This is a genomic window from Citrobacter sp. C1 (assembly GCF_014596895.2).
Lineage (GTDB): Bacteria > Pseudomonadota > Gammaproteobacteria > Enterobacterales > Enterobacteriaceae > Citrobacter > Citrobacter gillenii.
Window position 1 is genome coordinate 796,431 of the sequence record NZ_CP115035.1, and the last position, 21,154, is coordinate 817,584.

Here is a 21,154-nt window from a genome sequence, read left to right on the forward strand (position 1 = left end):
GCGCGCTTAAACGCTCGCGAACCTTCTTCAACGGTCGAAGATACAGATACAGGACTACGTAACATGTCTAAAATTTTTGATTTCGTAAAACCGGGCGTCATCACTGGCGACGACGTACAGAAAGTTTTCCAGGTAGCAAAAGAAAACAACTTTGCACTGCCAGCTGTTAACTGCGTCGGTACCGACTCCATTAACGCCGTTCTGGAAACCGCTGCAAAAGTTAAAGCACCGGTAATCGTTCAGTTCTCCAACGGTGGCGCTGCATTCATCGCGGGTAAAGGCGTGAAGTCTGACGTTCCTCAGGGCGCGGCAATCCTCGGTGCTATCTCTGGTGCGCATCACGTTCACCAGATGGCTGAACATTACGGCGTTCCGGTTATCCTGCACACTGACCACTGCGCGAAGAAACTGCTGCCGTGGATCGACGGTCTGCTGGACGCGGGTGAAAAACACTTCGCAGCAACCGGCAAACCGCTGTTCTCTTCTCACATGATCGATCTGTCTGAAGAGTCTCTGGAAGAGAACATCGAAATCTGCTCCAAATACCTGGCGCGCATGTCCAAAATGGACATGACTCTGGAAATCGAACTGGGTTGCACCGGTGGCGAAGAAGACGGCGTGGACAACAGCCACATGGACGCTTCTGCACTGTACACCCAGCCAGAAGACGTTGATTACGCGTTCACCGAGCTGAGCAAAATCAGCCCGCGTTTCACTATCGCGGCATCCTTCGGTAACGTACACGGCGTGTACAAACCAGGTAACGTGGTTCTGACCCCGACTATCCTGCGTGACTCTCAGGACTATGTTTCTAAGAAACATAACCTGCCGCACAACAGCCTGAACTTCGTCTTCCACGGCGGTTCCGGTTCTACTGCTCAGGAAATCAAAGACTCCGTAAGCTACGGCGTAGTGAAAATGAACATCGATACCGATACCCAATGGGCGACCTGGGAAGGTGTTCTGAACTACTACAAAGCAAACGAAGCTTACCTGCAGGGTCAGTTGGGTAACCCGAAAGGCGAAGATCAGCCGAACAAGAAATACTACGATCCGCGCGTATGGCTGCGTGCTGGTCAGGCAACCATGATCACCCGTCTGGAACAGGCTTTCAAAGAACTGAACGCGGTTGACGTTCTGTAATTTACGCCGTTCAACATGACATCAGGCCCGCAAATGCGGGCTTTTTTATTGTCATTTCTCGCGGTAGTCGACAGAGAATTATGTGATCTATTTGGCAAAAATGGCGTTTATTGTTTACCCTTGTCAAATTGCCCGTCCCGGTGGGGCGGCTTTCTTTCTCCCGTTTGGGTAAGCAAAAAAGGAATAGTGAATGGAAGATTTGAATGTTGTCGACAGCATAAACGGTGCGGGTACCTGGCTGGTGCGTAACCAGGAGCTGCTGTTGAGCTATGCCGTCAACATCGTTGCGGCTATCGCTATTGTCATCATCGGGATGATTGTGGCTCGGGTTGTGTCCAACACCATTAACCGTGTGATGGTGGCGCGTCAAATTGATGCGACCGTGGCTGATTTTCTCTCTGCGCTGGTGCGTTACGGTATTATTGCCTTTACGTTGATTGCTGCGCTGGGCCGCGTGGGCGTGCAGACAGCCTCTGTTATCGCCGTGCTCGGTGCCGCCGGTTTAGCCGTCGGTCTGGCGTTGCAAGGCTCGCTGTCTAACCTCGCCGCAGGCGTTCTGCTGGTGATGTTCCGTCCGTTCCGCGCAGGCGAATATGTCGATCTTGGCGGCGTAGCGGGTACCGTGCTCAATGTGCAGATTTTCTCTACCACCATGCGTACCGTAGACGGCAAAATTGTGGTGATCCCCAACGGGAAAATTATTGCCGGTAATATCATTAACTTCTCTCGCGAACCGGTTCGTCGCAACGAATTTATTATCGGGGTGGCGTATGACTCTGATATCGACCAGGTTAAACAAATCCTCACCGATATCATTCAGTCTGACGAGCGTATCCTGAAAGACCGTGAAATGACGGTGCGCCTGAATGAGCTCGGGGCGTCCTCGATTAATTTCGTGGTGCGCGTCTGGAGCAACAGTAGCGATTTGCAAAGCGTCTACTGGGACGTACTGGAACGCATTAAGCGTGAGTTTGATGCTCACGGCATCAGCTTCCCGTATCCGCAAATGGATGTGAATTTCAAGCGCGTGAAAGCAAACGCGGCAGAATAATCACGAGCCCGGTGGCGCTACCGCTTACCGGGCCTACAAAACCTGTAGGCCGGATAAGGCGTCAGCCGCCATCCGGCGTTTTCCCTCCGGGTATTAATTCCTCTTATACCTGATTAATATTATCAATTTCCGCTAATGATTATCCCGCGCTATAGTCTGCGCTTAAGAGAAGCAATTCGGGATAATTAACGTGTTATCATATTATTTTCAAGGGCTTGCGCTTGGCGCAGCGATGATACTTCCGCTCGGTCCGCAAAATGCTTTCGTGATGAATCAGGGTATTCGTCGCCAGTATCACATTATGATCGCCTTACTTTGTGCCATCAGCGATTTACTGCTGATCTGCGCGGGGATCTTTGGCGGCAGCGCCTTGCTGATGCAATCGCCATGGCTGATGGCGCTGGTAACCTGGGGCGGCGTGGCGTTCTTACTCTGGTACGGCTTCGGCGCGTTAAAAACGGCGATGAGCAGTAATCTGGAGCTGGCCAGTGCCGAGGTGATGAAGCAGGGGCGCTGGAAAATTATCGCTACGATGCTGGCGGTGACGTGGCTTAACCCGCATGTCTATCTCGATACCTTCGTGGTGCTGGGCAGTCTTGGCGGTCAACTGGACGTCGAGCCGAAGCGCTGGTTTGCTCTGGGTACTGTTAGCGCATCGTTCCTGTGGTTCTTTGGCCTGGCGCTGCTGGCGGCCTGGCTGGCGCCGCGTCTACGCACCGCCAAAGCACAACGAATCATCAATACGCTGGTGGGACTCGTGATGTGGTTTATTGCTTTTCAACTGGCAAAAGAAGGCGTTGCGCACGTAGATGCGCTGTTCAACTAAGTGTTGTCTGATGGACAACAGGCTGAGATCCGCTAAGCTTGCCTGCATGCGCCCTGAGTTTCGGGGTAAATAATGAAACATGGAGGAACGACAGTGAAGTTCAAAATAATGGCCCTGGCGGCATTAGTCGGATTCAGTGCACTCTCAGTACAGGCAAATGAATTGCCGAATGGACCGCACATCGTGACTTCCGGAACGGCAAGCGTGGACGCGACACCTGATATTGCGACGCTGGCAATTGAAGTCAACGTGGCGGCAAAGGATGCGGCCTCAGCAAAGAAACAGGCTGACGAACGCGTCGCGCAATACCTTTCCTTCCTGGAACAAAACCAGATAGCGAAAAAAGACATCAGCTCTGCAAACCTGCGTACCCAGCCGGATTACGATTACCAGAATGGTAAAAGCGTACTCAAAGGCTATCGTGCGGTGCGCACCGTTGAGGTGACTCTGCGTCAACTGGACAAACTCAACGCGCTGCTGGATGGCGCGCTGAAAGCGGGTCTGAACGAGATTCGTTCAGTGTCGCTGGGTGTTGCCCAGCCGGATGCCTACAAAGATAAAGCGCGTAAAGCGGCCATTGATGATGCGATTCATCAGGCTGAACAACTGGCGGCGGGCTTTAACAGCAAACTCGGCCCGGTTTACAGCGTGCGCTACCACGTGTCGAATTATCAGCCAAGCCCAATGGTACGGATGATGAAAGCCGACGCAGCGCCTGCAGCATCGGCGCAGGAAACCTACGAGCAGCCGGTCATTCAGTTTGACGATCAGGTCGATGTGGTCTTCCAGATAGAGCCTGCGGCAAGTCAGCCAGCGGCAACACCTGCCAAAACGCAGTAATCTTTTCAGCCGGGTTTTTATGTGATCAACTGTAAAAATGCGACCGCGTCGTGCGTCTTTTTTGGGGCTGCATGAGGATATGCCATAGTGATTTTATGAGGTGACTATGGATATTTTTATCTCGAAAAAGATGCGTAATTTTATTCTGCTGGCGCAAACCAATAATATCGCCAGAGCAGCAGAAAAAATCCACATGACCGCATCGCCCTTTGGCAAAAGCATTGCTGCACTGGAAGATCAAATCGGCTATACGCTGTTTACCCGTAAAGACAACAACATCAGTCTCAACAAAGCCGGGCAGGAGCTGTATCAAAAACTGTTTCCCGTCTATCAGCGTTTGTCCGCCATTGATAACGAAATCCATACTTCCTCGCGTCGTTCGCGTGAAATCGTTATTGGCATCGACAATACCTATCCGACCATCATTTTCGACCAGTTGATTAGCCTTGGTGATAAATATGAAGGCGTGACGGCTCAGGCCGTTGAATTCAGTGAGAATGGGGTGATTGATAATCTGTTCGACCGACAGCTGGATTTTATTATTTCACCGCAGCATGTTTCTTCGCGCGTTCAGGAGCTGGAAAATCTGGCGGTGAGCGAATTGCCTCCCCTGCGCCTGGGGTTTCTGGTGTCTCGCCGTTACGAAGAAAAGCAGCCTCAGGATCTGCTGCGGGAATTACCCTGGCTGCAAATGCGCTTCCAGAACCGCGCCAATTTTGAAGCCATGCTGGATGCCTACATGCGGCCCAGTGGGATCAATCCAACCATTATCTATCGTCCATATAGCTTTATGGCTAAGGTGAGTGCGGTGGAGCGCGGACATTTTCTGACGGTGATCCCCCATTTTGCCTGGCGGCTGGTGAATCCGGCAACGCTGAAATATTTTGATGCGCCCGGCAGCCCGATGTTCATGCAGGAATTTCTCTATTCGCTGAAAAATCATCGTTATACCGCCATGATGCTCCAGCATATTGCTGAAGATCGTGACGGTACGGCAGATTAACCCAGCATTGATCCTGTTTCGAGCAAGTTGCGGTGCAGATCAAATGCGTGGCTGAGATCGTGATGAATATGCCCGCCGGGTGCCTGTTCCAGATAGCGATGCAGGTAGTCGCGGTACAGCGGGTGCGCGCAGTTGTCGATGATGGTGTGCGCTCGTTGCAGCGGCGATAACCCACGCAGATCGGCAATCCCTTGTTCGGTAACGATCACTTTGACGCTGTGTTCGCTGTGATCGACGTGGCTGCACATCGGGACGATCGTCGAGATTTTCCCGTCTTTGGCAATCGACGGGGCCATAAAAATAGACAGATAGGCGTTGCGCTCAAAATCCCCGCTGCCGCCGATGCCGTTCATCAGGTTTACCCCTGCAACATGCGTGGAATTGGCATGGCCATAGATATCAAACTCCAGGCCGACATTCAGCGCAATCACCCCCAGCCGGCGGATGATCTCCGGGTTATTGGAGATCTCCTGCGGGCGCAGCACAATGCGGCTGGCGAAGAAATCCATATTGGCATAAATCTTCTGCAGTGAGGCGGCGGAAATCGTCAGGCTGGAGGCGCTGGCGCCAGTTATCTTGCCCGTTTCCAGCAGATTTACGACCGACTCCTGCAGTACCTCGGAGTACATCATAAAGGGGGGAATTTCCGGATTCTCGCCCAGTCGCGCCATCACCGCGTTATTAATATTGCCGACGCCGCTTTGCAAGGGAAGAAACTCAGGTGGAATACGTTTGTGCGCCATTTCCGCCAGCAGAAAGCTCACCACGTTATCGGCAATTTGCTGGCAGAGCGGATTGGTTTTATCCGACGCACTGCCGGCATCGGGCAGGTTCGTTTCCACCAGAGCGACGATTTTTTTCGGGTCTATCTGGACGCACTGGCTGCCGATGCGATCCATGGTATGAAAAATGGGGACGCTGTTACGACGCGGCGGCGCGCCTGGTATCACAATGTCGGCCAGTTCCGCTACGCGTGGATTGTGATAATGATTCAGCTCAATAATGACTTTTTTCGCCCGTAGCAGCCAGGTTGGCGCATTGCCGATCCCGCTGGTCAGCCAGATCCTGCCGTCCGGCGCAATGGCTGAGGCCTCTATAACAGCAACATCAATCTCGCCAAAGAAGCCGTAATTAACCATCTGTGCGACTTCACTGAGATGGAGATCGACAAACCGCACCTGGCCTTGATTAATTTTCTGACGCAGGCCAGATGAGGTTTGATAAGGCGCGCGCCAGGAAACGGCATCCGCCTCAGAGAGCGCGTCATCTGCGGCCGCGCTAATTGACGCGCCGGTTAGCAGGCGGATCTGAAAAGGCTGCCCTACCTGATGCAGTTCGCTGGCTTGCCGGGCAATCGCTGCGGGCAACGCCTTTGGTGAACCCGCAGGTGTAAAGCCGCTGAACGCCACCATATCATCATGCTGAATAATTTCTGCCGCCTGTTCGGCGCTCATCCGTTTCATGGCTTTTCCTTTAGCTGACCGCGATTAATGGCCGACGAAATTCGGTTTCCGTTTTTCTAAAAACGCATTCATCCCTTCCTGATAGTCATTGCTGTCGTAAACCGCACGGCGCATGCCCTGGATGCGTTCAAATTCATCGGAATTCATGGTGTGCGCTTCGCCCAGCACGCGCAGTTCTTCTTTGATCACGGCAATCGCCAGCGGCGCTTTTTCTGAGATGTGATGCGCCATTTGCAGAGTAAAATCTTCCAGCTCGTCGACGGCGACCACATGGTTGAGAATACCTACCGCCAGCGCGCGCTGGGCGGTAATCGGTAGGGCGGTGAAAATCAGCTCTTTGACGATATGAAAACCCGCATCACGGGTCAGGTTGTGAATACCCACCAGGTTATACGGCACGCCGAGATTGACCGGCGTCATCGAGAACGTCGAGGTCTCGGCAGAGATGATGAGATCGGAACTCATGATCATCTCGAATGCACCGCCCCAGACGCTGCCTTCAACCATCGAGATAATAGGTTTCGGGTACTTTTGGATCATGCGGGTGATCTGGCGCAGCGGATCGTCATAGGACAGCGGATCGCGACGTCCGGTAGGGAGTTCATGAATATCATGTCCAGCAGAGAACACTTTGGCCCCGCTCGGTGCGCGCAGAATAATACAGCGAATTTCTGGACGATTGAGATCGTTCAGCGCCAGCATAAGATCGTCAATAAACACTTTGCTCAGGGCGTTAAGCTTGCGGGCATAGTTGAATTCAATGACCGCGACTTTCTGGATGATGACGACGTTGACGTATTGATAGGACATAATGTTCTCTTTAATCAAAGTAATGATGTTGGATAAATTCGCTGATGTGTCGCAGGCCGGTACGTGGCGAAAGATCATTGTTCCTGACCGAGCGCAGCGTTTGCTGGAAATAGCGATCGAAATCAGTGCAGGAAAATAACAGGTGCAGCGCCTCTTCTTCGGCCTGTTTCTGTAACCAGTCCACCGCCTGCTGCTGGCGGACTTTTTCCAGCCGCCCGCTGGCTATAAGGCATGTTTTAAAATCGATGATGGCCTGCCAGATTTCTTCAATGCCGCGTTTTTCCAGCGCGCTGCAGGCCAGAGCCTGCGGCTGCCACTCGTCATACTTGCGGCGGAGAATGTGCAGGGCGGAATCATACATATGGCGGGTGATGGCTACGTTGGCGCGGTTGTCCCCGTCATCCTTGTTGATGATGACCAGATCAGCCATCTCCATGATGCCTTTTTTGATGCCCTGCAGATCGTCACCACCGCCGGCTATTTGCAGCGAGAGAAAGCAATCAACCATGCTGGCGACTTCTGTTTCGGACTGCCCAACGCCGACGGTTTCGACGATCACTACGTCGAAGCCTGCCGCTTCGCACAGCAGCATTAATTCCCGGGCGCGCTGGCTGGTACCGCCCAAATGCCCGCTGGAAGGAACCGGTCGAATAAACGCGGCATCCGCACGCGCCAGTTCCGTCATACGGGTTTTATCGCCCAGAATGCTACCGCCGCTGACCGGACTGCTGGGATCGACAGCGATCACCGCCACCCGCAATCCCTTACGGATCAGTAGCATGCCAAAGGCTTCCAGAAAGGTGCTTTTCCCCGCGCCCGGCGTACCGGTAATGCCCAGACGCAGGGCGTTACCGGTGAACGGTATAATGGCGTCCAGCAGCTGTGTGCTGAGTAGCTGATGACGCGGATGCTGGCTCTCGACCAGCGTCATGGCCTGGGCGAGCGTGGCGCGCTCCCCCAAACGTAGACGCTGGATGCTATCAGCCAGCGTGGCGCTGCTAATCATGGTGCTGACCAATGCGGGTTAATACATCGCGTACGCTGTCGAGCATCGGCGTACCGGGACCATAAATAGCGGCGACACCGCGCGCTTGCAGGAAGGCGTAATCCTGCGGTGGGATGACGCCGCCGGCTACCACGCAAATGTCCTCGCGCCCCCAGCTTTTGAGCGCCGCCACCAGTTCGGGGATCAACGTTTTATGACCCGCCGCCAGTGAAGAGGCGCCAACCACGTGCACATCGTTTTCTACCGCCAGGCGAGCGATCTCTTCCGGCGTGGAGAACATCGGGCTGAGGTCAACATCGAAACCGAGATCGGAATAGGCGCTGGCGATCACTTTGGCGCCGCGATCGTGACCGTCCTGACCCATCTTAGCGACCAGAATGCGCGGGCGGCGGCCGTTATCGGCGAGAAATTTTTCAGTTTGCGCAACAATGGCGTCAAACTCGTCGGCGGATTTTTCAGACTGGTGGTAGCTTTGCGCAATCACTCCGGTAACACACTGGCTGGGTACCAGGTAACGGTCAAAAGCGGACTCCAGTGCGTCAGAGATTTCACCCAGCGTGGCGCGAACGCGCGCGGCATCTATTGCGGCGGCGAGCAGGTTTTCATTGTGCCGCGCTGCGTGGGTCAAAGCTTTCAGCGTGGCTTTCACCGCAATATCGTCACGGGTCGCGCGGATGTGTTGCAGCGAGGCAATCTGCTCGTTGCGCACCTTGACGTTGTCGATTTCCAATACCGACGTGGCGTCTTCTTTATCCAGCTTGTATTTGTTCACGCCAACGATAACGCGCTGGCCCTGGTCGATGAGTGATTGTTCGCGGGCGGAAGCTTCTTCGATCATCCGTTTTGGTAACCCCGCTTCTATCGCTTTCGCCATTCCACCCGCTTCATCGATCTGTTCGATGATCGCCCGTGCTTGCTTAACGATCTGATCGGTCAGCGACTCCACATAATACGATCCGGCCAGCGGATCGACGGTGCGGCAGATCTCCGACTCCTCCTGAATGATGATCTGCGTATTGCGTGCGATGCGGGCAGAAAAGTCAGTCGGCAGGCCGAGCGCTTCATCAAAGGCGTTGGTGTGCAAAGACTGAGTACCGCCCAGGGTTGCACCCAGCGCCTCGATGGTGGTGCGCACCACGTTGTTGTACGGATCCTGCTCGGTCAGGCTCCAGCCGGAGGTCTGACAGTGGGTACGTAGCGCCAGGGATTTTGGGTTGGTGGCGCCAAAACCGCTGACCGCCTCGCTCCACAGATAACGCGCGGCGCGCAGCATGGCGACATTCATAAACAGATCCATGCCAATGCCGAAGAAGAATGACAGTCGTGGGGCGAAATCATCAATTTTCAGTCCGGCGGACAGCGCGGCCTTGATGTACTCAATCCCGTCGGCCAGGGTAAACGCCACCTGCTGCACGCAGTTGGCACCCGCTTCACCCATGTGATATCCGCTGATGCTGATGGTATTAAAGCGCGGCATATTGTCAGAACACCAGGCGATGATGTCAGCGATAATGCGCATAGAGGGCTTGGGCGGGTAAATATAGGTGTTACGGCACAGGTACTCTTTCAGAATATCGTTTTGTATCGTGCCAGTGAGCAGCTCTGGCGCGACGCCTTGCTCCTGCGCTGCCACGATATAAAACGCCATCACCGGGAGTACCGCGCCGTTCATGGTCATGGATACCGACATTTTATCCAGTGGGATCTGGTCGAACAGTACCTTCATATCTTCGACGGTATCTATAGCCACGCCCGCTTTGCCGACGTCGCCTGCCACGCGCGGGTTATCTGAGTCGTAGCCGCGATGGGTGGCGAGGTCAAAGGCGACGGAAAGCCCTTTTTGTCCGGCGGCGAGATTGCGGCGATAAAACGCGTTAGATTCTTTGGCGGTAGAGAACCCGGCGTACTGGCGAATAGTCCACGGCTGCGCGGTATACATGGTGGCGCGTGGGCCACGAACGTAAGGCGCCAGGCCGGGGAGGGTGCCCGTCACTTCCAGGTTGTCGAGATCAGCCTCGGTGTACAGCGGCTTAATGGCAATCCCTTCTGCCGTCTGTTTTACCAGCGAGTCGACGGTTTTTTCCCGTCGGCTGAGTTCCTTGTTGGCGAGCGTTTGCCACGCCTGCATATTGGCCATTTTTTGCTCCGTATTACGCAATAAGTTGAATCTTTGCGAATACGGTGAGCTTTTTCAGCTGGCTTGTCGCCAGCAAAAAATAGCCAATAAGACGTCGTTTTTTGCCGCGTGGCGTGTTTTATTTTGTGATGGATTTCAAAGACGTGGCGGGAATAGCATGAAAAGAGGGTATAAGGTTGTAGGCCGGATAAGGCGTTACGCCGCCATCCGGCACTCAGGGGCAATAAATGCTTTAATCCTGACGCAGCACATTGTGTCCGTAGGCCAGCAGCGCATCGGTGACGTTGCGCATCATGCGGCTTTCCGGTGCAAAGCGATGCCAATAGAGCATCCGACGCTGGAACAGGCCTGGCGTTAAGTCGATAAGCTCGCCGCTTTCCAGCTCTTTCTCGATCTGCAGGTGTGGGATCATGCAGCAGGTTGTCCCCTGGCGCGCCAGCTGCACAAAGGCTTCCGACGAGTTAACGATGTGGCACGGCACGCTGCCCGGTGGCAGATCGAAGTTTTGTTGCAGAAAAGCCTGATGCATGTCGTCGAGATGGTCAAACGCAACCGCCGGCGCTTTTAGCAGGGCAGAACGGGTGACGCCATTCGGAAAGTAGCGCTCGGCAAAAGGTTTTGAGCCGACAAACAGGTAGTCCAGCGCGCCGAGTTTATCCACCAGACAGCTTGGTAGCGCCTGATGTTGAATACTCACCGCGCCCACCACTTCACCGCGACGCAGGCGTTCCTGAGTGCGTGTTTCATCTTCAACCTGCAGGTTCAGACGAATCGGTGAGTTTGCCAGCACAGGGGCCAGCGCCGGGAGTAGCCAGGTGGCCAGACTGTCGGCGTTGACGGCCAGGGAGAGCAGCAGCGGCGTCGAGCCGGTTTGTTCATCTCCCAGCCACTCGTCTTCCAGCAGTTCAACCTGACGCAACAGTGCCAGCAACTTTTGCCCTTGCTCGGTTGGGCGAGGCGGTACGGTACGCACCAGCAGCGGTTGTCCGAACATATTCTCAAGCTGTTTTATGCGTTGTGAAACCGCGGATTGTGTGATGCATAGCTTTTGCGCAGCGCGCTCAAATCCCCGTTCACGAATAACTGCATCCAGTGCTTGTAGTGTTCTGTAGTCCGGACGTTTCATTGCTCTGACGTACTCCTGATATTTTTGCGTGTTCTGCACTATGACACAATTTTAGGTTGGGTACAGACGAAATCCGCCGTCTGCGAGCGGGTGTGGGGACATTTTTCTACGCAATGTTCTATAATGCGCGTGAATTTCCACACCACATTCACACCACAGGCGAAACGATCATGACGCAGGATGAACTGAAAAAAGCAGTAGGATGGGCGGCACTTCAGTATGTACAGCCCGGCACCATTGTGGGCGTAGGTACCGGTTCAACAGCCGCACACTTTATTGATGCGCTGGGCACCATGAAAGGTCAGATTGAAGGCGCAGTGTCCAGTTCGGACGCTTCCACTGAAAAACTCAAAAGCCTCGGTATCCACGTGTTCGATCTTAACGAAGTGGACAGCCTTGGCGTGTACGTTGATGGCGCGGACGAAATCAACGGTCACATGCAAATGATCAAAGGCGGCGGCGCAGCGCTGACCCGCGAAAAGATCATTGCCTCCGTCGCTAAGAAATTTATCTGCATCGCCGACGCGTCCAAAGAAGTCGATATTCTGGGTAACTTCCCGCTGCCGGTAGAAGTGATCCCGATGGCGCGTAGTGCGGTTGCTCGTCAGTTGGTGAAGCTGGGCGGTCGTCCTGAATACCGTCAGGGTGTGATTACTGATAACGGCAACGTCATCCTTGACGTGCACGGTCTGGAGATCCTTGACGCTGTGGCGATGGAAAACGCCATCAACGCAATCCCGGGCGTTGTGACCGTGGGTCTGTTTGCCAACCGTGGGGCGGACGTTGCGCTGATCGGCACAGCAGATGGCGTGAAAACTATCGTAAAATGATCTGACGACCGGGATCTTCTGTCGTTAAAAAAATTTTGGCAGGGCAAATTTGGTGACTTGTGTCACGTTTACAATATTGTCCTGCCGATCCCTCCAAAGAAAAAGTTATCACCAGAATTTTACTCTGACATTTCCCGCTGAATGACACTTCTTCAGCACGACGACGCAAACGTTCATATTGCCGCAATATTTTTTTTTGATATGTTGAAGAGGCGGATGAAAATCCCACACACAACACATCAGATTGAACTAAAAAAAGACAGGGTCGGGGAAATGGCAAAGGTATCACTGGAGAAAGAAAAGATTAAGTTTCTGCTGGTTGAAGGTGTGCATCAAAAAGCACTGGAAAGCCTTCGTGCGGCAGGTTACACCAACATCGAGTTTCACAAAGGCGCTCTGGACACTGAACAGCTGAAAGAGTCCATCCGTGATGCCCATTTTATTGGCCTGCGATCCCGTACTCATCTGACTGAAGATGTGATTGACGCCGCAGAGAAACTGGTCGCGATAGGCTGCTTCTGTATCGGCACCAATCAGGTTGATCTGGGTGCGGCGGCAAAACGCGGGATCCCCGTGTTTAACGCACCATTCTCTAACACCCGCTCCGTTGCCGAACTGGTAATTGGCGAACTGTTGCTGCTGCTGCGCGGCGTGCCGGAAGCGAACGCTAAGGCGCACCGTGGCGTGTGGAACAAACTGGCTACCGGCTCTTTTGAAGCGCGTGGCAAAAAACTGGGGATTATTGGTTACGGCCACATTGGTACCCAGTTGGGCATTCTGGCGGAATCGCTGGGGATGCACGTCTATTTCTATGATATTGAAAACAAACTTCCGCTGGGTAACGCCACCCAGGTACAGCATCTTTCCGACCTGCTCAATATGAGCGATGTGGTCAGCCTTCACGTGCCGGAAAATGCCTCCACCAAGAATATGATGGGCGCACAAGAGATTGCCCTGATGAAGCCGGGTGCGCTGCTGATCAACGCCGCGCGCGGCACGGTTGTTGATATTCCTGCGCTGTGCGATGCGTTAGCCACTAAGCATCTGGCTGGCGCAGCAATCGACGTCTTCCCGACGGAGCCGGCGAGCAACAGCGATCCGTTTACATCTCCGCTGTGTGATTTTGACAACGTGATCCTGACGCCGCACATCGGCGGTTCAACGCTGGAAGCGCAGGAAAACATTGGTCTGGAAGTGGCAGGTAAGCTGACGAAGTATTCCGATAACGGCTCTACGCTGTCGGCGGTTAACTTCCCGGAAGTGTCGCTGCCGCTGCACGGTGGTCGTCGTCTGATGCACATTCACGAAAACCGACCAGGCGTGCTGACCGCGCTGAACCAAATCTTTGCCGAGCAGGGCGTTAACATTGCCGCGCAGTATCTGCAAACTTCCGCGCAGGTGGGGTATGTGGTTATTGATATCGAGGCAGATGAGGATGTGGCGGAGAAAGCGCTGCTGGCGATGAAAGCCATTCCGGGAACGATTCGCGCGCGTATGCTGTACTAATTATTGGTACATCGTGCCGGGTGGCGACTGCGTCTTAACCGACCTACGAGATGATTCGTAGGTCTGATAAGCGTAGCGCCATCTGGCAATTCAAGGCTACCATTCCCATACTTTTGACGGTGTTACCACCGCGGGCAGCGGAATATCCCACTCTTCGACCGGTAACTTCTCCACTCGCTGGCAATCATGTGCGTAGCCCACCGGCTGGATCTGATGCTGCTGCCAGTTTTGTAACGTGCGATCGTAAAAACCACCGCCCATGCCTAAGCGCTGTCCGTCTTCATCAAACGCCACGAGCGGCGTAATCAATACATCCAGCTTTGATAACGGCAAAACGTCGCGCACATCGAGTCGCGGCTCCTGGATTTTGAGTCGGTTAGTTACCAGATCACTGTGCGGATGATAGTGCAGAAACAGTAAATTACCGCGGCTAAACGGATGTAGAACCGGGAGATAGACACGCTTGCCCGCACGCCACAGTTGTTCGATCAGCGGTTGAGTATCAAGTTCGCCATCAAAAGAGAGAAATACCGCCACGGTGTGGGCGAGTACAACAGGGGGGAAGCTCAGCATTCTGCTCGCGGCCTGCTGACCGAAATGGCGTTGTTGCTCAGGCGTTAGCGCACGGCGACGTTGCCGAATCAGTTGACGAATTTCTTGCCGGGATAAAGGAAGTTCAGAAAGTAGTGTCATGGCTGTTGCCAGGTAGAAGGGAATCTCCGAGATGCCGCCGCAGGCTGTAACCCTTGAACCCTTGGTTCAAGGTGAATGTGTCGTCACAGTTTTAAGGCTTCTCGGACGAACCGAGCATGCTCACCAACCGTGGAGCGCCACATTCTTGTGGTATGAAATATCGGCTCAGGGGACTGGCCCGCTTGCAAACATCTCAGAGAAATTTTGTCTTCACGGTCACTCTACCACAGTAAACCGAAAAGTGTTATTCAAAGTTTTGGCCCGTTTTTTCGGTTATGCGACCCTGATCAAGCAACGCCTGTTCAATGGTTTGTTGTAGCATCCGAATACGTTGTTCCATGCTCGCCGCGTAGTCACGCGTCTTCGCTTTTTCCTGAGTTAATTCATAGCTGATGTTCAACGCGGCGATGAAAACTAGCTGCTCAGTATTTGTGACTCTAGTGCGAACTTTCAGATCTTGCAATCGCTGATTCAGATCGTCCGCAGCCTGATTCAACGCATCTTGTTGTTCAGGCGGGCAATTCACTCGCAGTGAACGGCCAAAAATTTGGATATCGACGGGTTGTGCAGACATGCCACCTTCCTGCTGATTGACTGCGCTGCCTTCGTCTCCAGACCTTGGGTCCGCGAAGGGGCGACACTATAGCTACCCTGGTATGAACATACAAGCCCTTTTCTGGTCCACCAGGGCCCAAAGTGGTAGCATAACATGAATATCCTCCCTTTGATGACGAATGCTTATGTCCATACAGAACGAAATGCCTGGTTACACCGATGTTAGCCAGTTTTTGAACCAACAAGGGGCTGGATTAACCCCGGCCGAAATGCACGGTTTGATCAGCGGGATGATTTGCGGCGGCAACAACGACAGCTCATGGCAGCCGCTGTTGCACGACCTGACCAACGAAGGTTTGGCCTTTGGCCATGAGCTGGCTCAGGCACTGATCAAAATGCACGCGGCGACCAGCGACGCCCTGGAAGACGACGGCTTCCTTTTTCAGCTTTATCTGCCTGAAGGCGACGGCGTTAGCGTGTTCGATCGTGCCGACGCGCTGGCGGGCTGGGTCAATCACTTTTTGCTGGGCCTCGGGGTTACGCAGCCCAAGCTCGACAAAGTGACCGGCGAAACCGGCGAAGCGATTGACGACCTGCGCAATATCGCCCAGTTGGGATATGACGAAGACGAAGATCAGGAAGAGCTGGAAATGTCGCTTGAAGAGATCATCGAGTACGTGCGTGTTGCTGCGCTGTTGTGCCATGACACGTTTACGCGTCAGCAACCGACCGCGCCGGAAGTACGTAAACCGACACTGCACTAAGTAACGAGAACGCCAGGGAGAGTGTTATGACTCAGCAAGAATACTTACGCCGTCGCCAGGCATTACTGGCGCACATGCAGCCAGGCAGCGCTGCGCTGATTTTCGCGGCCCCAGAAGCGACGCGCAGTGCGGACAGTGAATATCCGTACCGCCAGAGCAGCGACTTTTGGTACTTCACCGGTTTTAACGAACCTGAAGCCGTGCTGGTGCTGATTAAAAGTAATGACACTCATAACCATAGCGTTTTGTTCAACCGGGTACGTGACCTGACGGCGGAGATCTGGTTTGGTCGCCGTCTGGGACAAGATGCTGCCCCCGAGAAACTGGGTGTTGATCGGGCGTTAGCGTTCAGCGAAATCAACCAACAACTGCATCAGTTGCTTAACGGTCTGGACACGGTGTACCACGCCCAGGGCGAATATGCCTGGGCGGATGAGATTGTGTTTACGGCGATGGATAAGCTGCGCAAAGGCGCCAGACAAAATATGAAAGCCCCTGCGGCGATTATCGACTGGCGTCCGATGGTGCACGAGATGCGCCTGTTCAAATCGCCGGAAGAAATAGCAATCATGCGTCGTGCCGGTGAAATCAGCGCGCTGGCGCATACCCGCGCGATGGAAAAATGTCGTCCGGGAATGTTCGAGTATCAGCTGGAAGGGGAGATCCATCATGAGTTTACCCGTCATGGTGCGCGTTATCCTTCCTATAACACCATTGTCGGCAGCGGTGTAAACGGCTGCATCCTGCATTACACCGAAAACGAAAGTGAAATGCGCGATGGCGATTTGGTGCTGATTGACGCCGGATGCGAATACAAAGGTTACGCTGGCGACATTACCCGCACCTTCCCGGTCAACGGGAAGTTCACTCCCGCCCAGCGCGAGATCTATGACATCGTGCTGGAGTCACTGGAAACCAGCCTGCGTTTGTATCGTCCGGGGACGTCCATCCAGGAGGTGACGGGAGAGGTGGTGCGCATCATGATTACCGGTCTGGTAAAACTGGGTATTCTGCACGGCGATGTCGATCAACTGATTGCCGACAACGCGCAGCGTCCTTTCTTTATGCATGGCCTGAGCCATTGGCTGGGGCTGGATGTCCACGACGTTGGCGTTTATGGCCAGGATCGCTCGCGTATCCTCGAACCGGGGATGGTGCTTACCGTCGAGCCAGGACTGTATATCGCGCCGGACGCCGACGTACCACCGGCTTATCGCGGAATTGGCATTCGTATTGAAGATGACATCCTGATTACCGAAGACGGTAATGAAAACCTCACCGCCAGCGTAGTGAAAAAGGCGGATGATATTGAAGCACTGATGGCTGCGGCGCGACTGAAATGAGCGTGATTATTGTCGGTGGTGGTATGGTTGGAGCGACTCTGGCGCTGGCTATTTCAGAGCTGAGTCATGGGACGCTGCCGGTCCATCTTATTGAAGCGAGCGAGCCGGATACTGACCGCCATCCGGGATTTGACGCTCGGGCGATTGCGTTGGCCGCAGGCACCTGCCAGCAGTTGGCGCGAATTGGCGTCTGGCAGGCCATTGCCGATTGCGCAACCCCGATCAAAACGGTGCACGTCAGCGACCGTGGACATGCCGGGTGTGTGACGCTTGATGCACAGGAATACCGTATTCCTGCGCTGGGTCAGGTGGTGGAACTGCATGACGTCGGGCTGCGTCTGTTTGCGCTGTTGCGCAAAGCGCGCGGCGTCACGCTACATTGCCCTGACCGGGTGGCCAGCGTGTCGCGCACCCAGCAGCACGTTGAGGTCACGCTGGAGAATAGCGAGGTGATTACCGGTCGTGTACTGGTAGCCGCTGACGGCACACGCTCTGCGCTGGCGACCGCCTGCGGCGTTGACTGGCAGCAGCAGCCTTACGAACAACTGGCGGTGATTGCCAACGTTACCACCTCCGTCCCGCATAACGGACGAGCGTTTGAACGTTTCACGCAGCATGGCCCGCTGGCCATGTTACCGATGTCAGAAGGGCGCTGCTCGCTGGTGTGGTGTCATCCGCTGGAAAAGCGAGATGAGATCATGGCCTGGTCTGACGAACAGTTTTGTCGCGAACTGCAAACGACGTTTGGCTGGCGGCTTGGGCGCATTACGCAAGCCGGTCAACGTAGCGCCTATCCGCTGTCTTTAACCACCGCGGTGAAGGCGATTAGCCATCGCACCGTGCTGGTGGGCAATGCGGCGCAGACCCTGCATCCTATTGCCGGCCAAGGTTTTAATCTCGGCCTGCGCGATGTCATGAGCCTTGCCGAAACGTTGACGCAGGCACAGTTTGCAGCCGAAGACGTGGGTGATTATGCGGTGCTGTCGCGCTATCAGCAGCGTCGTGAGACCGATCGCGAAACAACGATTGGCGTGACCAACAGCCTGGTGTATCTGTTTGCCAATCGCTGGGCACCGCTGGTTGTTGGACGTAACGTGGGTCTTATGGCGATGGAATTATTGACGCCAGCCCGCGATGCGTTGGCGGAGCGGACCCTGGGCTGGGTCGCGCGATAAATATAGCCAGTAGGCCTGATAAGCGTAGCGCCATCAGGAAAATGCAATGGCAATCATGCCGGATGGCGGCTTCGCCTGATCCGGCCTACGGTATTTGATAGTCCCGTTTTCAGGAGCAAACAGTGCAAAGTGTTGATGTAGCAATTGTTGGTGGCGGCATGGTGGGACTGGCGGTTGCCTGCGGCTTGCAGGGCAGCGGGTTACGCGTTGCCGTATTAGAACAACATGTTCCGCAGCCTCTGGCGGCGGATGCACCTCCTCAGCTTCGCGTGTCGGCCATTAACGCCGCCAGCGAAAAACTACTGACCCGTCTTGGCGTATGGTCAGACATTGTCGCCCGTCGGGCTTGCTGTTACCACGGGATGGAAGTTTGGGACAAAGACAGCTTTGGGCGCATCGAATTTGATGACCAAAGCATGGGCTATAGCCATTTAGGACATATCGTTGAAAATTCGGTGGTCCACTACGCGCTGTGGCAAAAGGCGCAGCAGTCGGCGGATATTACGCTAATGGCTCCGGCAGAACTTCAGCAAGTGGCCTGGGGGGAGAACGAAGCTTTTCTGACCCTGAAGGATGGTTCGATGCTGACTGCGCGCCTGGTCATTGGCGCGGACGGCGCAAACTCCTGGTTGCGTAACAAAGCGGATATCCCGCTGACCTTCTGGGATTATCGCCATCATGCGCTGGTGGCAACCATTCGTACCGAGGACGCGCACGGTGCAGTTGCCCGCCAGGCGTTCCATGGCGAAGGCATTCTGGCGTTCTTACCGCTCAGCGATCCGCATTTGTGCTCTATCGTCTGGTCACTCTCGCCGCAGGAAGCAGAGCGCATGCAACTGGCAAGTGTTGACGCGTTTAATCAGGCGCTGAATATCGCCTTTGATAATCGGCTGGGACTATGTCGCGTTGAGAGTGAACGTCAGGTGTTTCCGCTAACGGGGCGCTATGCCCGCCAGTTTGCCGCGCACCGCCTGGCGCTGGTCGGTGATGCGGCACATACCATCCATCCGCTGGCAGGACAGGGGGTTAACCTCGGTTTTATGGATGCTGCGGAGCTGATTGATGAGCTAAAACGTCTGCAACGCCAGGGGAAAGACATCGGTCAGTACCTCTATCTGCGTCGCTACGAGCGTAGCCGTAAGCACAGTGCAGCGGTGATGCTGGCCGGTATGCAGGGGTTCCGTGAACTGTTTGCTGGCGCGAACCCAGCGAAGAAACTGCTGCGTGATATTGGTCTGAAACTGGCCGATACCCTGCCAGGCGTAAAACCACAACTCATCCGTCAGGCGATGGGATTAAACGATCTTCCTGAGTGGTTGCGCTAACGTCCGTCAGGACAATTTTAAGAGTTTGAGACCCGTCACACTTTCCTCTCCCGGCCTGCGCGCCGGGATGCTTCTCTCATTTGAAATAATCTAATTTCACGCTTCTTTTCGCATTAGTTTTTTTAATATTACTATTTTCTCATAACGCCATTTTTGACATTTTTTCCACATTTAATATGGATTGATGACGATTTGTTTCGTTTTATCTATCTGTTGTTCTGATTTTATGGCGGTTAATTGGTTTTTTATTCTGTCGTTGATCTGGGCATTTTTAGCCATAAGCTAATGTGATGGTTAATTTTGCCTTATGGTTTAGCGTCTGTTTCAGTGGTAAGTTCAAGACAAAGAGAACGTTTGCGTCGCAGCCCCCGGAGCGGCTGCGGTGCTGGGTTTCGTGGTGAACATTTCACCGCGAAAGAGTTGATAGCCCCGCTTATTCAACGAGGAAAAGATGGCTCAACAGACTCCTTTGTACGAACAACACACGCTATGCGGCGCGCGCATGGTTGATTTCCATGGCTGGATGATGCCTCTGCATTACGGTTCTCAGCTCGACGAGCACCACGCTGTTCGCACCGATGCCGGTATGTTTGATGTGTCGCACATGACCATCGTCGACCTGCGCGGCAGTCGCACCCGGGAGTTCTTGCGTTATCTGCTGGCAAACGACGTCGCGAAGCTAACGAAAACCGGTAAAGCCCTTTACTCCGGTATGCTCAATGCGTCGGGCGGTGTGATTGATGACCTGATCGTCTACTACTTCACTGAAGATTTCTTCCGCCTCGTTGTTAACTCCGCCACCCGCGAAAAAGACCTCTCCTGGATAACCCAACACGCTGAACCTTACGCTATCGACATCACCGTTCGTGATGACTTGTCGATGATTGCGGTGCAGGGACCGAATGCTCAGGCTAAAGCCGCCACGCTGTTTACTGAAGAACAGCGCCATGCGGTAGAAGGCATGAAGCCGTTCTTTGGCGTGCAGGCGGGTGATTTGTTTATCGCCACCACTGGCTATACCGGCGAAGCAGGCTATGAAATTGCCCTGCCGAATGAAAAAGCCGCGGATTTCTGGCGTGCGCTGGTCGACGCAGGCGTACAGCCATGTGGTCTGGGCGCGCGCGATACGCTGCGTCTGGAAGCCGGTATGAACCTGTACAGCCAGGAAATGGACGAGGGTATTTCTCCGTTGGCCGCCAACATGGGCTGGACCATCGCGTGGGAACCGGCTGACCGCGACTTCATTGGTCGCGAAGCACTGGAAATGCAGCGTGAAAAAGGTCACCAGCAGCTGGTTGGCCTGGTAATGACCGAGAAAGGCGTACTGCGTAATGAACTGCCGGTGCGTTTCACCGATGCGGCGGGCAATGCGCATGAAGGCATTATCACCAGTGGTACGTTCTCTCCGACGCTGGGCTACAGCATTGCACTGGCGCGCGTACCTGCGGGTATAGGCGAGACGGCAATCGTGCAGATCCGTAACCGTGAAATGCCGGTAAAAGTGACTAAACCTGTTTTTGTGCGTAACGGCAAAGCCGTCGCGTGATTCATCCTTTTT

At 54.2% G+C, this 21,154-nt stretch carries 19 protein-coding genes and 1 other RNA gene; 12 read left to right on the forward strand and 8 right to left on the reverse strand.

The window, feature by feature from the left end:
- Positions 1 to 63: 63 nt before the first annotated feature.
- The 5 genes from fbaA (at position 64) to IB214_RS03870 (ending at position 4,863) form a co-directional block, all read left to right on the forward strand.
- Complete coding sequence (gene fbaA, locus IB214_RS03850; RefSeq protein WP_096755772.1) at positions 64 to 1,143, forward strand: class II fructose-bisphosphate aldolase; 1,080 nt, start codon at positions 64 to 66, stop codon at positions 1,141 to 1,143.
- 190 nt (positions 1,144 to 1,333) lie between these two features.
- The gene (locus IB214_RS03855; RefSeq protein ID WP_096755773.1) at positions 1,334 to 2,194 is read left to right on the forward strand and encodes a small-conductance mechanosensitive channel MscS; all 861 of its coding nucleotides are present in this window, start codon (positions 1,334 to 1,336) and stop codon (positions 2,192 to 2,194) included.
- A 190-nt stretch (positions 2,195 to 2,384) separates the two neighbouring features.
- A complete protein-coding gene (gene argO / locus IB214_RS03860; RefSeq protein WP_096755774.1) occupies positions 2,385 to 3,020 on the forward strand; it encodes an arginine exporter ArgO in 636 nt (211 codons plus the stop codon).
- A 93-nt stretch (positions 3,021 to 3,113) separates the two neighbouring features.
- Entirely contained in the window at positions 3,114 to 3,860 is a 747-nt protein-coding gene (locus IB214_RS03865; RefSeq protein WP_115257527.1) for an oxidative stress defense protein, read from the forward strand.
- 106 nt (positions 3,861 to 3,966) lie between these two features.
- Complete coding sequence (locus IB214_RS03870) at positions 3,967 to 4,863, forward strand: LysR family transcriptional regulator (RefSeq protein WP_117342633.1); 897 nt, start codon at positions 3,967 to 3,969, stop codon at positions 4,861 to 4,863.
- Here IB214_RS03870 and IB214_RS03875 read toward each other — a convergent pair.
- The 5 genes from IB214_RS03875 to argP form a co-directional block, all read right to left on the reverse strand.
- The gene (locus tag IB214_RS03875; protein ID WP_117342632.1) at positions 4,860 to 6,326 is read right to left on the reverse strand and encodes an acetyl-CoA hydrolase/transferase family protein; all 1,467 of its coding nucleotides are present in this window, start codon (positions 6,324 to 6,326) and stop codon (positions 4,860 to 4,862) included. The genes IB214_RS03870 and IB214_RS03875 overlap by 4 nt on opposite strands.
- Positions 6,327 to 6,350: 24 nt before the next feature.
- Entirely contained in the window at positions 6,351 to 7,136 is a 786-nt protein-coding gene (scpB, locus tag IB214_RS03880; RefSeq protein WP_096755778.1) for a methylmalonyl-CoA decarboxylase, read from the reverse strand.
- Positions 7,137 to 7,146: 10 nt separating this feature from the next.
- Positions 7,147 to 8,142: a methylmalonyl Co-A mutase-associated GTPase MeaB gene (gene meaB, locus IB214_RS03885; protein ID WP_117342631.1), complete on the reverse strand. Its 996-nt coding sequence runs from the start codon at positions 8,140 to 8,142 to the stop codon at positions 7,147 to 7,149.
- The gene (scpA, locus tag IB214_RS03890) at positions 8,135 to 10,279 is read right to left on the reverse strand and encodes a methylmalonyl-CoA mutase (protein ID WP_096755780.1); all 2,145 of its coding nucleotides are present in this window, start codon (positions 10,277 to 10,279) and stop codon (positions 8,135 to 8,137) included. The genes meaB and scpA overlap by 8 nt, the downstream gene beginning before the upstream one ends.
- Before the next feature lie 232 nt (positions 10,280 to 10,511).
- Entirely contained in the window at positions 10,512 to 11,405 is an 894-nt protein-coding gene (gene argP, locus IB214_RS03895) for a DNA-binding transcriptional regulator ArgP (protein ID WP_003825477.1), read from the reverse strand.
- Between the two features lie 170 nt (positions 11,406 to 11,575).
- Here argP and rpiA point away from each other — a divergent pair, with 170 nt between their 5' ends.
- Together rpiA and serA are read left to right on the forward strand one after the other, a co-directional pair.
- On the forward strand, positions 11,576 to 12,235 hold the full coding sequence (gene rpiA / locus IB214_RS03900; RefSeq protein WP_168246943.1) for a ribose-5-phosphate isomerase RpiA: 660 nt from the start codon (positions 11,576 to 11,578) through the stop codon (positions 12,233 to 12,235).
- Positions 12,236 to 12,508: 273 nt separating this feature from the next.
- Positions 12,509 to 13,741 (forward strand): phosphoglycerate dehydrogenase, encoded by a 1,233-nt coding sequence (gene serA / locus IB214_RS03905; RefSeq protein ID WP_096755782.1) that lies wholly within the window; start codon positions 12,509 to 12,511, stop codon positions 13,739 to 13,741.
- Positions 13,742 to 13,837: 96 nt separating this feature from the next.
- Here the strand turns inward: serA and IB214_RS03910 are convergent, their stop codons facing one another.
- The 3 genes from IB214_RS03910 to zapA form a co-directional block, all read right to left on the reverse strand.
- A complete protein-coding gene (locus IB214_RS03910; RefSeq protein ID WP_117342630.1) occupies positions 13,838 to 14,434 on the reverse strand; it encodes a 5-formyltetrahydrofolate cyclo-ligase in 597 nt (198 codons plus the stop codon).
- Between the two features lie 19 nt (positions 14,435 to 14,453).
- Positions 14,454 to 14,637: non-coding RNA, 6S RNA (ssrS, locus tag IB214_RS03915), on the reverse strand.
- 41 nt (positions 14,638 to 14,678) lie between these two features.
- Positions 14,679 to 15,008: a cell division protein ZapA gene (zapA, locus tag IB214_RS03920; protein ID WP_096755784.1), complete on the reverse strand. Its 330-nt coding sequence runs from the start codon at positions 15,006 to 15,008 to the stop codon at positions 14,679 to 14,681.
- 166 nt (positions 15,009 to 15,174) lie between these two features.
- Between zapA and IB214_RS03925 the strand changes: the two genes are divergently transcribed.
- The 5 genes from IB214_RS03925 to gcvT all read left to right on the forward strand — a co-directional run bounded on the left by IB214_RS03925 (position 15,175) and on the right by gcvT (position 21,142).
- The gene (locus IB214_RS03925) at positions 15,175 to 15,753 is read left to right on the forward strand and encodes a YecA family protein (RefSeq protein ID WP_135911444.1); all 579 of its coding nucleotides are present in this window, start codon (positions 15,175 to 15,177) and stop codon (positions 15,751 to 15,753) included.
- Positions 15,754 to 15,779: 26 nt separating this feature from the next.
- Complete coding sequence (gene pepP / locus IB214_RS03930) at positions 15,780 to 17,096, forward strand: Xaa-Pro aminopeptidase (protein WP_117342629.1); 1,317 nt, start codon at positions 15,780 to 15,782, stop codon at positions 17,094 to 17,096.
- Positions 17,093 to 18,271, forward strand: a complete 1,179-nt coding sequence (gene ubiH, locus IB214_RS03935; protein ID WP_115257535.1) for a 2-octaprenyl-6-methoxyphenyl hydroxylase — start codon at positions 17,093 to 17,095, stop codon at positions 18,269 to 18,271. The genes pepP and ubiH overlap by 4 nt, the downstream gene beginning before the upstream one ends.
- Positions 18,272 to 18,393: 122 nt before the next feature.
- Positions 18,394 to 19,596, forward strand: coding sequence for an FAD-dependent 2-octaprenylphenol hydroxylase (gene ubiI / locus IB214_RS03940; protein WP_096755789.1), 1,203 nt, complete (start codon positions 18,394 to 18,396; stop codon positions 19,594 to 19,596).
- Between the two features lie 451 nt (positions 19,597 to 20,047).
- On the forward strand, positions 20,048 to 21,142 hold the full coding sequence (gcvT, locus tag IB214_RS03945; RefSeq protein WP_115257536.1) for a glycine cleavage system aminomethyltransferase GcvT: 1,095 nt from the start codon (positions 20,048 to 20,050) through the stop codon (positions 21,140 to 21,142).
- The last annotated feature ends 12 nt before the right edge of the window (positions 21,143 to 21,154 follow it).